This is a genomic window from Chryseobacterium paludis (genome assembly GCF_025403485.1).
In the GTDB taxonomy this organism is placed as follows: Bacteria; Bacteroidota; Bacteroidia; order Flavobacteriales; family Weeksellaceae; genus Chryseobacterium; species Chryseobacterium paludis.
Map to the genome: position 1 here is coordinate 3278282 of NZ_CP099966.1, position 13380 is coordinate 3291661.

Consider the following 13380-nt stretch of genomic DNA (forward strand, 5'->3'; position numbering starts at 1 on the left):
AATGTTTTATTGATTTCAAAAGCAAAAAGAAATAAGTGGTGATGTATAGAGGTTTTCAAACTTAATTCTTCCCTCTGATATCTTTTACTTCCTGAATTTTCTCTTCAAAATAAGATTTTTTTTCAGGGTGCTTATCCGCTAATATCTCAAAAGCTTTTATTGCTTTAGTGTATAATTTTTGTTCAAAATATAATTTCGCCAGTGTTTCGGTCATTAAATGTGAGATATCATCATTCTTTTCTTTTACTACGAAACTGCTCTCATCTTTCAGCTGGCTTATTTTCGGGTTATTTTCAATGAAAGATTCAATGACCTTACTTTTAACTTCAGCCTTAATCTTTTCAGGTTCTTTTTCAGTACGGTCTATTTTTAACCAACTTTGCCAAGTATTGATAAATCCTGGAACGTTACTATCAGCAGGATCATCTACACTCTCTCCTTTCGGTATCGTATCTTCTTCAAGATGATCTTGTTGCTCCTCTTTTTTATCTGACATACTCCAGCTTGAAATATCAGAACTAAAGAAAGAAACATTCATCACAGGAGCTTCTTCTTTCTTTTCTATTACGACATCTGCATCTGTATTGTGAACTTCTGTCTCTTCTTGAATGCTTTCCTCTGGTTTAATATCTTCTTTACTACCTTCAGTGAACTCATAAGTTACTTCTTCCTCAGGTAATATGTCTTTCTCTTTTAAAATTTGGGCCTTTGTAGTTTCTTCTTTTGGCTGAGAAATCTGAGCAGGCTTACTAATTAATGAATCTGGAACATGAGATTCAAAACTCATTGGTTTCCAGCTGGATTTTAATTCTGTTTTTTCTTCAGAAACAATCTCTTCGGTATTAATTTCTTCATTCTTTGCTTCTGAAACCTCAACAGGCCTCGCAGTATCATCAACAGCTACTGGCTTTACATCTTCTACCTTTGTTTCCACAGCATGAAACCCTTGTGTTTCTGCAAAGTTGATATCGTGACTTTGCGTTTCAGGCTCACTCTCTTTTTTATCTTCTGCTACTACTTTATTCGCCTTCATTCTTCTCTCAACCTCTTCAATCAATCTCCTCATTTCATCTTCGTGCTTATTGACACTTGGCTGGGAAATTTCAGAAACAGTAATCTCGTCACTGTTTTTGGACTCAATCTTAACTTCAGGCATAAATGAATCTGTACCATGGAAGCTTAATTCAGAATCATTTGAAACTTTTTCTTTCTCAGATTCAGAAGTAATCTCATCTTCATTAATAATCTCTTCAGGAGTAAATTCTGTTTTCTTAGAGATTTCAATCTCCTTTAATTCTGTTTCATTTACCTTTTCTTCTACAGGAAGGGCATCATTATCCAAAGTCGGTTTCAAAATAGTATTTGCTATTTCAGTTTCATCTTTAGAAGTTTCTGTTCCATTGACAGGAGTATCATGCTGATCTTGGTTATTATCAGTCCCCTCTATCTCTTTCAAAGCTATTTCCTGTTCAATAGTTTCTGTTGCTTGAATAGGCTCTTCTGAAAATACTTCTTTTTGTTTTTGAGTAACCAGTGTCCCTGATTCTAAAGTAGACTCTATATCAATGGTTTCATGATTACTCTCTTCAAGAAAGTTTTCTTCTCCTTCAAACAAAATTCTGTTTCGTTCTCCATTTACATAAATATGCTTGATTTCAGGAAGCGGCGCTGGAAACTGACGGACAACTTCTTCCTTAATCTGAGCTTTTTCAGGAAGTTCCTCTCTTTTAATAGGGAAGTTTTTGCTTTTTGGAAAATATCTGGATCCTTTTTCAATACCCTTTACATTATTATTTTCCAAGACTTCAGGTTTAGTCTTTTCCTTAATTTTGCCATTAATCAGTTGATAAAGAATCTTTTTATCTGTAGTATAAGCTGCAGTGATAGAAAGCTCTTTTTGATAATTTTCCTGATCATAAAGATGGATACCATACAAATGTAAAGCTCTGATATTTTGAATATAGGGAAAAGAATTAATCTCCTCTTTCAGGAGATTAAGATCTTCTGATTGAATATTTTTTGGGTTCTTTAATAATTCTAAAACTCTATTATTCATCTTACCAGTTCGCTACAATATCGTTAAATATCTTATTAATGATTCTTTCGTTTACAATTTTCACCTGTGAAGCTTCTATGTCACTCTGAGACAAGCTGCTGTTAAATACAGCCTCATCTGAATAGGTTCTGTCAAAACTTAAATCAGGGTGTAATTTATTCTCATAATGCACCTTAACGGTGATGGTTAGTTTATTTTGTGATTCCTGCACCGTTCCACCTGTAGATGTCGTTTGCGTATTGGAACTGATTGTTGTCGGAGTAATAGAATAATCTGTAATTTCTCCTTCCACCAATATATCAGCGTTTTCTTTTGTCCCTTTTAATGTTGTTCTTTGCAAGAAACGGTTCTGAATATCTGTTGAAAACTGTTGAGACAAAGTAGGATTTACCAGAGCTGCATTGTTTGGAAATTCATTGATCTGAATTGTTTTTTCATCTTTTAAAGATGATCCCGTAAAACTGTAACACGAGTTTAAAACACTTAGACCTATCAACAAAAGCCAAAAAACTCTCGACTGCATTATATTAATATTTTTAATTTTAAAATTCATTTTTAGATCCTATTTCTTTTATTTCGTCATATTCTATTTGCTGAATGGCATCTTCAAACGCAAAGTAGTGGGTTGTATAAAAATAAGGCATTGTGATCAAAATACCAATACCGCATGCCAGGATTCCAATCTGAGAAAGAAATCCCACAACAATAGCAAATAAAAAAATGGACAGCAAATTATTTTTTGTCATTATTCTGGACATACTCCAAGCTGTCTTTATATCATAAATCTTTTTAAGAGATATTAATGCTGGAATATAAAATCCTAGTAAAGCTACAATAAAAACAGCGATCACAATGATGAATATATAAGGTACCATAAAGATTGCAAAAACCGGAGAAGGATCTTCACCTCCTGTCATGGCTGTTAATGGAATCAAAGCAAATAGTGGAATATATAACACGAATACTCCAGCCAAAATAATCAACTGTACAATAAAATAAGGTAAAAAATCATCAAAATTAAAAATGTCCCCTACACTAGCTGGTTCCGCCTTATTTACTTTTCTGCAGTACTTGTAAAAATTCCCCATTGCCAATAATCCACAAAAAGGTATAATTGACATCACTATACACAAAATGTAAGCGACCATAAAATTTCCGAAATCTTTCTTTAGAAGCTCAAAGCCTTTATTTAGATATTCACTTAATTTAAATTCAATAGGCTTGGCCTTAATATTCATCATAATTAGTCTTCTAAGTTATATTGTTTTATTTTTCTGTATAATGTTCTTTGTGAAATTCCCAATTCATCGGCTGCTTTATTCCTACGTCCCTTATGCTTTTCTAAAGCTTTGATAATCAAATCTTTTTCATTATTTTGAAGAGAAAGTGATTCTGGTTTATTTTCTTCAATTTCTATATCTTCAATGTCTTCATAGCTGTCATCCGAATTTGAAATGATGGTTGGTGTCTGAACAACAGGATGACTGTCTTCAAAATACAACAAAGAATTGGAATTTACATTTTGTTGAGATTCCGGAGTGTAAAGCCTGTTAATCAATGTTTTTTCCTGAGAACTTAAATCACCTGCCCCTCTATTTTTTATGAGTTCTGAAGTTAAGGATTTTAAATCATTGATATCATTTCTCATATCGAAGAGAATCTTATACATAATCTCTCTTTCATTCCCGAAATCATTTTGCTTTTGTGAATTTGGTGCATTAACTACCATTGGCAAATGAGTTTCCATTGGGATATACTCTGCCAGTTTTTCAACACTAACACTTCTTTCCCTTTCAACAACAGTCATCTGCTCTACCAAATTCCTCAACTGACGAACATTTCCTGGGAAACTATAATTTTCAACATAATGAACCGCACTTGGCTCTAATACGAGCTCTGGCATTCTATATTTTTCAGCAAAATCTATAGCAAATTTTCTAAATAACAAATGAATATCTCCTTTTCGCTCTCTCAAAGGCGGCATATCAATCTGTACGGTGTTTAAACGATAGAATAAATCCTCTCTAAATCTTCCATCCTGAATAGCCTTCATCATATTGACGTTTGTTGCGGCAACAATTCTCACATTCGTTTTCTGCACCTGTGAAGAACCTACTTTCATAAATTCCCCGCTCTCCAGGACTCTCAATAAACGAACCTGCGTCTGTAAAGGAAGTTCACCAACCTCATCCAGAAAGATCGTTCCACCATCCGCAACTTCAAAATACCCTTTTCTTGTTGCAGTTGCTCCTGTAAAGGCTCCTTTTTCATGTCCGAATAATTCGGAATCAATCGTCCCTTCCGGAATTGCTCCACAGTTCACAACGATGTAAGGTTGATGTTTTCTTCTGGACTCTGAATGGATAATTTTTGGAATAAATTCTTTTCCTACCCCACTTTCTCCAATAACCAATACTGAAATATCGGTGGGTGCTACCTGAATAGATTTTTCTAAAGCACGATTCAATGCGGGAAAATTCCCAATGATCCCGAAACGGTTTTTTATATTTTGTAACTCGACGCTCATAAATTAAAGATTATTGATTTAAGTTTAGTCTACCCTATTGTTAAAATATTTTATAGTAGACCTCATTAATTTGTTTAAATAATTGTTTTAAATTCTTAATTCTAACTTATCAAATCCAAATAATCTTTATTTCGGATTTTTGAAACTTTATTTTTAAAAGATATTGTTTCAATAAAATCACATTCTTTTTCTTTGTTCTTATAATTATCTAAGATCTTATCATATTTTCCGCTTTTTAAACCATTAGTTCCAAGCTTATAATAAAATCCGAAACTCTGTTGTTTAACAGATATAGATTCAATAATATCGCCAGCGTTTTGCTTTTGATTTATTGTATTAAAATGAGTAATCTTTTTATTTAAAGAAAATTCAGGAACTTCTTTGCTGTCACCAGAGCTTAGAAACTTGCTGTATAATTCACAAAGCGTTTTGTAATCATCATTTCCTGCAAGATCATTAGTATTCTGTGCTGAAATATTGCTGCAAATTATAACCAATAAAACACTCAGGCAATATTTATGAAATTTCTCCATTGTCTAATTTAAGTTTATTGATGATAATTTATTTTATTATAATGATTCTTTTTCTTGAAAGAACGTTCTACTTTACCGTTTCCCCTAAAAGTGTGCCTTGTGTATTGTCAAAAACAAAAACATCCACAATGTCACCCATTTTTTGTCCTTCCAGCATATCAAACACACAAACAGCATTTTGAGAATTCCTTCCTTTCCACTGATTTTTATTCTTTTTAGAAATTCCTTCAATTAAAATCTGATGAACTCTTCCAACGTAAGTCTTCATACGCTGTCTGGAAAGGTCTCCCTGTAAAGCGATTACTTCTGCTAAACGTCTTTGTTTAACATCTGCAGGAATATTATCCTCCAGTTTTTTATGCGCTGGTGTTCCCGGCCTTTCTGAATAAGCAAACATATAACCGTAATCATATTCTACTTCTTTCATCAGACTTAAAGTATCCTGATGATCTTCTTCTGTCTCGTTGCAGAAACCAATGATCATATCCTGAGAAAAAGAGATGTCGGGAACTATTTCTTTAGCTTTTTTAATCAGCTCTAAATATTCTTCACGGGTATGTTGTCTGTTCATTGCTGCCAACATATTATTGCTTCCACTTTGAACCGGAAGGTGAACATATTTACAAATATTATCATGCTTCGCCATAACTCTGAATACATTCAGGCTCATATCCTGAGGATTGGATGTTGAGAATCTTATTCTCATTTGAGGAACAGCTTTAGCGACCTGATCAAGTAACTGAGCGAAATCAACTGCTGTAGCTTTCTGCATTTCAGAAGCTTTAGCAAAATCTTTCTTAGGTCCTCCACCATACCAAAGATAAGAGTCAACGTTTTGCCCTAAAAGAGTAATTTCTTTATATCCACTATTCCAAAGGTTTTTACATTCTTCAAGAATTGAATGTGGATCACGACTTCTTTCTCGTCCTCTTGTAAAAGGAACGACACAGAAAGTACACATATTATCGCAACCTCTTGTTATGGTAACAAAGGCAGTAACACCATTTCCACCTAACCGAACCGGGTTGATATCCGCATACGTTTCTTCTTTGGAAAGTATAACATTAATAGCATCTCTACCATCCTCTGTTTCCTTTAGTAAGTTGGGTAAGTCTCTATAAGCATCCGGACCAACAACCAGATCCACTAGTTGTTCCTCTTCCAGAAATTTGGTCTTTAATCTCTCCGCCATACATCCTAAAACCCCAACAGTCATATGAGGTCTTTCTTTTTTAAGATTTTTGAACTGAGCAAGACGCATTCTTACAGTTTGTTCAGCTTTCTCACGAATGGAGCAAGTATTTAAAAGGATTAAATCAGCCTCTTCTACTTTCAATGTTGTATTATAACCTTGATCATTTAGAATAGAAGCAACAATTTCAGAATCAGAGAAATTCATCTGACAGCCGTAGCTTTCCAAAAACAATTTTTTAGAATTCCCGTCTCTTTCAGCAATAGCAAAAGCTTCTCCCTGTTTTGTTTCGTCTATATATTTTTCCTGCACGATAATCAATTTAAGTTTTAAATTACAAAGTTTCAAGCGTTCTATTCACAACTTTGAATTTTAAACGCTAAACTTTAAATAATTAATTTGCAAAGATACAAAATATTGTGACAGAATGGCCGAATTATTTAAGGACTCCAAAACTTAAAATAAGTGTAGCATTACATTAAATCCTATAAACAAAGAAACTTCACATTTTACATGAAGTTCCCAAGTAATTTTAAATTTCAACCCGCACTTCTTTTACAACAATCCCTTAATATGTTTGTAATTACTCTTCACCGTTTCCAAAACCTCTTCCATTTTTCCACCTAACATAAGCTGTGCCATAGATTTAGTCATTCCTATTACCTGATCAAAATCTATTTTTGGAGGTAACGCCAGAGCATTTGGATTTGTAAAAATATTGAGAAGATAGGGACCATTGTAATTCAAGCATTCTTCAATAGCCGCTTCTACTTCTTCAGGCTTATGAACATTTTTTCCCGGATACCCCATTGCCTGGGCCACCATCGCAAAATCCGGATTAATCATATCCGTTTCATTATCCGGCATTCCACCAACTTCCATTTCCAATTTTACCATACCTAAAGTCCGGTTATTGAAAACGATTAGTTTCACAGGAAGTTTATATTGAAAAATAGTTGCCATATCACCCAATAGCATCGATAATCCTCCATCTCCACACATCGCGATCACCTGTCGATCGGGATAAGCCAGTGAAGCACCAATAGCCATCGGCATTGCATTCGCCATCGAGCCATGATTAAAGGAGCCTAACATTTTGCGCTCCCCGGTTCCTGTTATAAATCTAGCTCCCCAAACACAACACATTCCTGTATCTACCGTAAAAATAGCATCTTTCTTGGCGATACGATCTAAAGTATGTGCCACGTATTCCGGTTGAATAGCATCCTCTTTTCCAAAATCCTTTACATAAGCAAGCTGATTTTCTTTTACTTTTCCATAAAACTCAATTTGCTGATTTAAGAAATGAGCATCTGTCTTTTCCTTTAATAAAGGTAATAATGCTTTAATTGTTTCTCTTACATCTCCCGTTAATCCAAGTTCCAGCTTGGCTCTTCTCCCTAATCTCTCAGGACTTTCATCAATCTGAACAATTTTATTTTTTACCGGCATAAATTTCTGGTAAGGAAAATCAGTCCCTAAAAGAATAACAAGATCGGCATCGTGCATTGCATGATAAGCTGAAGGAAAACCTAATAAACCTGTCAGACCCACTTCATTGGGATTATTAGGCTGAATAGCCATCTTACCTCTAAATGAATATCCTACAGGTGCCTTTAAAAATTTTGATAATCCTACCACTTCAGGATTGGCATTTTCGGCTCCAATCCCACAATAGATGGTTACCTTCTCACTTTCATTGATGATCTTTGCTAAATGAGTTAATTCTTCATCTGAAGGACGAACGATTGGATTTGTTTTGAATATTTGAGTGGATGTTGTTCCTTCTTCTGCATTCATTTCTGAGACATCGCCAGGAAGACCAATAACAGCTACCCCTTTTTTAGATATTGCATGCTGAATTGCCGTTTGAACAGTTCTCTGAACCTGTTCAGGTCTTGTAATCATTTGATTGTAATAGCTGCAATCATCAAATAATTTTATCGTGTTTGTTTCCTGGAAGTAATCTGTCCCCATCTCATCACTTGGAATTGTAGAGGCAATAACCAACATAGGAACATGGGACCGATGTGCTTCATATACTCCATTGATAAGATGAACATGGCCAGGACCACTGCTTCCGGCACATACCGCAAAGCCATCCAGCTCTGCTTCCGCCGCCGCCGCATAAGCTCCGACTTCCTCATGTCGAACATGGATCCATTTGATACTGCTTTTTTTTACTGCAGCATTTAAATGATTAAGGCTGTCACCTGTTACTGCATAAATCCTTTTTACATTTGCGCTTTCAAGCATTTCAACAATTTGCTCTGCTATATTCTTTGCCATAATTAATATTTTTGTGATCGTTTTTTATATCTGGAAATATAGAAATGGATATCGACTGACTAAGCCTTTTTTCAATATTTGAAAATTCATATCCTATCAAATTTAATTATTTATTTTAGGATTCCCATTCAAATGGCTTGTTAATTTTCTTTAATTAACATCAAAAAAATACTCCGCAATTTCTTGCAGAGTACTTAATATTTCGATTAGATCACTTCAATCTGATTTCTCAATAAATCCTCGAACTCATCTCTCTTACGAATGAGATGAGCCTTTCCATCTAAGAATAACACCTCAGCAGGCTTCAATCTGGAATTGAAATTAGAACTCATTTCAAATCCGTATGCCCCTGCAGTGTGGAAGGCAAGAATATCTCCTTCTTTTACTTCATTTAATTTTCTGTCCCAGGCAAAAGTATCAGTCTCACAGATATTTCCTACCACAGTATAAATTCTTTCCGGTCCTTTTTGGTTTGATAAGTTTTCGATCGTATGGTAAGAATCATAAAACATAGGACGTATTAAATGATTGAATCCAGAATTCACTCCAACAAAAACCGTAGCTGTTGTTTGCTTGATGACATTAGCTTTCACTAAAAGGTATCCGCTTTTTCCAACCAGAAATTTTCCAGGCTCAAACCATAATTCAAACTTCTTACCTGTATTTTTAGAAAATTCAGAAATCACTTTCTCAACTTTTTTACCTAATGTTTTTACATCAGTTTCCATTTCACTCTCCTGATACGGAATCTTGAAACCACTTCCCATATCAAGATACTTTAAGTTAGGAAAATGCTCAGAAAGCTCTAACATAATATCTAGCGCCTGTAAGAAAACATCTGGATCCTTGATCTCACTTCCTGTGTGCATGTGAAGGCCTTCTACATTAAGATTGGTGCTTTTCATTACCCTTTCGATGTGACGCACCTGATGAATGGAAATACCGAATTTACTATCGATATGTCCTGTCGATATTTTATAATTCCCTCCTGCAAAAATATGAGGGTTGATTCTTACAAGAATTGGGTAAGTGTTTCCGTATTTGTTGCCAAACTGCTCAAGAATAGAGATATTATCAATATTGATATGAACCCCATGCAGCATTGCCTCTTCAATTTCAGCAAGATCAACACAATTGGGAGTAAATAAGATTTTTTCTTTTGTAAATCCTGCTTTTAAGCCAAGCTTTACTTCATTAATAGATACACAATCCAAAGAAGCACCCAAGTTCTTGACATACTTTAAAATATTGATATTAGTTAACGCCTTGGCAGCATAAAAGAACTTTGTGTGTTTTAAAAAAGAAGATGTAAGTTTCTCGTATTGCGTTTTGATAGATTCAGCATCATAAACATACACCGGCGTGCCATATTCATTGGCAATCTTTAATAATTCTTTTGAATTCATAATTTAATTTTAACATAAAAAAAGGCAGATTCTTTGCTCAAGAGTCTGCCACATTAATTATTTTTATGCAAGACAACTCTTTTAAATATTCCAAACCTTAGAAAACTTTACAGTTCCCTTTTTTCCAGTTTTTATTTGTTTAAAGTATTGCATTGCTTCTTTTTATTTTTTGTAAAAATACTACTTATTTTTTATTTTAAGAAAATTGATTTGAAAAGCATCCTCTTCTTTTTTATCATTTCGGCAATGGTAATGTCTCAAAATCACCGCGAAGAAGTGCTAATTGTAAGTCATTATTTAAATCAACCGCAGATAAAGGCAAATCTATTTTAAGTTTGGAAAGTCTGCTTAGCGTCTGGATCTGCGTAAATAGCTCATAAAAACCATAAGAAATAACTTTCCCGTTTTCAATGATAAGGAATAATTTTTCTCCTAATTTTCTTCCAGAACCTAACCAAAGTTCGTTGCGTTTTCTGAAATCAATCTTATTCTTGAAAAAACTCACATCATCATATTCCCTTTGAGTACCAATAAACTGAATTGCTTTAGCTCCTTGCGTAAAGGATCTAAATTTTAATATTGGTCTATCTTCTTTGTTCAAAGTATTCTTTTCAACAATGTATTTGTTATTTCTTACATAGAGACCAAAAGGCAATGCTTCTCTTTTCTTTATTTTTTTTGAGTTTAAGATCAGCCTTGCAATAATATCATTTCCTGTTAATTCAAAATTAATCTGTTCAACGTCTCTTTGTACAGATTCCCACTTTTTTGATTTTGAATTAAAAACTTTCTTCGAAAACTTATTGATATCCTGAACATACTCAGACAAAATAATTCTTCCATCCCCATTCTGAAAATAGACAAATCCTTTTTCGTTAGGTAGATCCTGTGTTAACAGTTTGATTTTATTTATATAAGTTTTAGCGTTGCTTTCATCATGCTGCTTTTGAATAATCTCATTCTCGGTATCTTTTGAAACCAGAAGTCTAAACAATTCTAAAGTTGCACGTGCATCTCCATCTGCCCTATGGTGATTTGTTAAGGGAATTCCCAAAGATTTCACCAGTTTACCCAACGAATAACTTACCTCGTTTGGAATTAGTTTTTTAGCCAGTGGAATGGTATCTAAAGTATTGATTTTAAAATCATAACCAAGACCTTTAAACGATTGACGTAACATTCTGTAGTCAAAATCTATATTATGACCAACCAAAGTAGTATTCTGGGTAATTTCGATTACTCTTTTTGCTATTTCATGAAATTTCGGAGCTGTTTTGACCATATTAGGTGTAATACTGGTCAATTTTTGTACAAAAGGTGTTATATCACTTTCAGGGTTAACCAATGAAATGAATTGGTCAACGATTTTTTGTCCATCATATCTGTAGATGGCAATATCTATAATGCATTCATGTCTATAACCTGCACCATTACTTTCTATATCTATAATCGAATACATTTAACTTGATGTTATAATAATATTTTTTTTCTGACTGCCGTTAATAATACCAGTCATTATGAGTCCGAAACTCAATGTTAGGAGACCTAGTACATAACCCATGCCATAAGTCCACAGTGGTTGTAACTGCTCAGTTTGAACGTCTTTAACTGTCGAAATAAAAACAGCAAAAAGAATGTATAAACTTATAAGAGATACCGTTCCTCCAAACAATTGATAGACCCACTTTCTATTGATCAATAAAGGCAATCCTGCTAAAATAATAAAAATTACATCAAAAAAAACAAAGTGACTATTAATAACATCCATAATCAGATTAAGAACCGCAAGTCCAATAAAATAAAATGATGATAAATTTTTCATGGTTATTAGAGTTTGAAATTACTTCTCTTTATCTTTTTCTTCCACCCAGTCCAAACATTCCCAGCACAGCTTTCGCTCCTTCCCTCATTAAAGTAGAGGTGAATGTTCTTCCTGCTTTACTCTGTAAAACCTGCTCAAACATACCTGGCTCTTCTTTTACTGGTCTTGCTTTTTGGGTTGGTAATGGATTTTGAGCTGCTTGTTCCATTCTGTTGGTTAGCATCTCATAGGCTGATTCTTTATTTATATCTTCTTGATATTTAGCAACTAAAGCCGATTTTCCCGTAAGCTCCGAAACCTCAGCATCGTTTAAAACATCCATTCTGGACTCAGGAGAAATTAAGTACGTATGCACCAAAGGTGTAGGAATTCCCTTTTCGTCCAATGCAGTTACAAAAGCTTCTCCAATTCCCAAATTCTGAATTAAACTTGAAGCATTATAAAATTCTGTTGTAGGATAATTTTCAACAGCTTTTGAAATTTCTTTTTTATCTTTTGCTGTAAAACCTCTTAATGCATGCTGGATTTTCAATCCTAATTGAGAAAGAACATTTTCAGGAACATCTCCCGGAATTTGTGTGATAAAATAAATTCCCACACCTTTTGAACGAATTAATTTTACCATTGTTTCAATTTGTGAAAGCAATGCTTTAGAAGCTTCATTGAAAATTAAATGGGCTTCATCAATAAATAAAACCAATTTTGGCTTACCACTATCCCCTTCTTCAGGAAACGTCATATAGATCTCCGCAAAAAGAGAAAGCATGAAGGTTGAAAACAGTTGTGGTTTGTTTTGAATATCTGCAACTCTTAAAATATTTACTACTCCTTTTCCATCCCTTGTTTCAAGCAGATCCTGAACATCAAAACTCAATTCTCCAAAAAAACTTGCTGCTCCCTGCTGTTCCAAAGCAACTATCGATCGTAGAATAGTACCCAAAGATGCCGATGCTATCGAACCATAATTTGCTGACATTTCTGCTTTACCTTGAGCATTATCAGTCACATATTGTAAAACTTTCTTCAGGTCATTAAGATCAATTAAAGGAAGTCCTTTATCATCACAATATTTAAATACAATCGACATGATACTCTGTTGTGTATCATTTAATTCTAAAATCTTGCTTAATAATACCGGTCCAAATTCAGTTACTGTTGCCCTTAATTTCACCCCTTGGCCACCAGAAATACTCATCAGTTCTACCGGGAATGCCTGCGGATTGTAAGGAAGTTGAGTTTTTGCGTATCTTTCTTCTATAATAGAATTCATTTCACCAGCTTCCGCTATTCCAGAAAAATCACCCTTAATATCTAAAACTAAAGATGGGATTCCTGCATGAGATAGCTGTTCAGCAAAAACCTGCAGCGTTTTGGTCTTTCCTGTTCCTGTCGCTCCAGCAATAAGCCCATGTCGGTTTATTGTTTTCAGAGGAATTGTCACATTAACTTCTGTAACCACTTCCCCATCTAACATTCCTTTTCCTAATATTATATGATCTCCTTTCGGAGTGTATCTTGCACTTAATTCGTCAATAAATTGTTTTTTATCTGCCAT

General features: G+C 34.2%; 11 protein-coding genes. All 11 read right to left on the bottom strand.

Annotation, left to right across the window (positions count from 1 at the left end; translation table 11 throughout):
- Nucleotides 1-61 precede the first annotated feature (61 nt).
- Nucleotides 62-2056: a hypothetical protein gene (locus NG806_RS14780; protein ID WP_261510356.1), complete on the bottom strand. Its 1995-nt coding sequence runs from the start codon at nucleotides 2054-2056 to the stop codon at nucleotides 62-64.
- 1 nt (nucleotide 2057) lies between these two features.
- Nucleotides 2058-2609 (bottom strand): LptE family protein, encoded by a 552-nt coding sequence (locus NG806_RS14785; protein WP_261510357.1) that lies wholly within the window; start codon nucleotides 2607-2609, stop codon nucleotides 2058-2060.
- Nucleotides 2599-3297, bottom strand: coding sequence for a hypothetical protein (locus NG806_RS14790; RefSeq protein WP_261510358.1), 699 nt, complete (start codon nucleotides 3295-3297; stop codon nucleotides 2599-2601). The genes NG806_RS14785 and NG806_RS14790 overlap by 11 nt, the downstream gene beginning before the upstream one ends.
- A gap of 2 nt (nucleotides 3298-3299) precedes the next feature.
- Entirely contained in the window at nucleotides 3300-4583 is a 1284-nt protein-coding gene (locus NG806_RS14795; protein WP_261510359.1) for a sigma-54 interaction domain-containing protein, read from the bottom strand.
- 101 nt (nucleotides 4584-4684) lie between these two features.
- Nucleotides 4685-5116, bottom strand: a complete 432-nt coding sequence (locus NG806_RS14800; RefSeq protein WP_261510360.1) for a hypothetical protein — start codon at nucleotides 5114-5116, stop codon at nucleotides 4685-4687.
- A gap of 67 nt (nucleotides 5117-5183) precedes the next feature.
- The gene (gene miaB, locus NG806_RS14805) at nucleotides 5184-6620 is read right to left on the bottom strand and encodes a tRNA (N6-isopentenyl adenosine(37)-C2)-methylthiotransferase MiaB (protein WP_261510361.1); all 1437 of its coding nucleotides are present in this window, start codon (nucleotides 6618-6620) and stop codon (nucleotides 5184-5186) included.
- Nucleotides 6621-6863: 243 nt separating this feature from the next.
- The gene (locus NG806_RS14810; RefSeq protein ID WP_261510362.1) at nucleotides 6864-8597 is read right to left on the bottom strand and encodes a thiamine pyrophosphate-dependent enzyme; all 1734 of its coding nucleotides are present in this window, start codon (nucleotides 8595-8597) and stop codon (nucleotides 6864-6866) included.
- Between the two features lie 206 nt (nucleotides 8598-8803).
- Nucleotides 8804-10003 carry a diaminopimelate decarboxylase gene (gene lysA, locus NG806_RS14815; RefSeq protein WP_261510363.1) on the bottom strand — a complete coding sequence of 400 codons (1200 nt, stop codon included), beginning with the start codon at nucleotides 10001-10003 and terminating at the stop codon, nucleotides 8804-8806.
- Between the two features lie 235 nt (nucleotides 10004-10238).
- Nucleotides 10239-11462: a 3'-5' exonuclease gene (locus NG806_RS14820; protein ID WP_261510364.1), complete on the bottom strand. Its 1224-nt coding sequence runs from the start codon at nucleotides 11460-11462 to the stop codon at nucleotides 10239-10241.
- Nucleotides 11463-11825 carry a hypothetical protein gene (locus NG806_RS14825; protein WP_261510365.1) on the bottom strand — a complete coding sequence of 121 codons (363 nt, stop codon included), beginning with the start codon at nucleotides 11823-11825 and terminating at the stop codon, nucleotides 11463-11465. It abuts the gene before it with no gap.
- 28 nt (nucleotides 11826-11853) lie between these two features.
- Nucleotides 11854-13380 (bottom strand): DUF853 domain-containing protein, encoded by a 1527-nt coding sequence (locus NG806_RS14830; RefSeq protein WP_261510366.1) that lies wholly within the window; start codon nucleotides 13378-13380, stop codon nucleotides 11854-11856.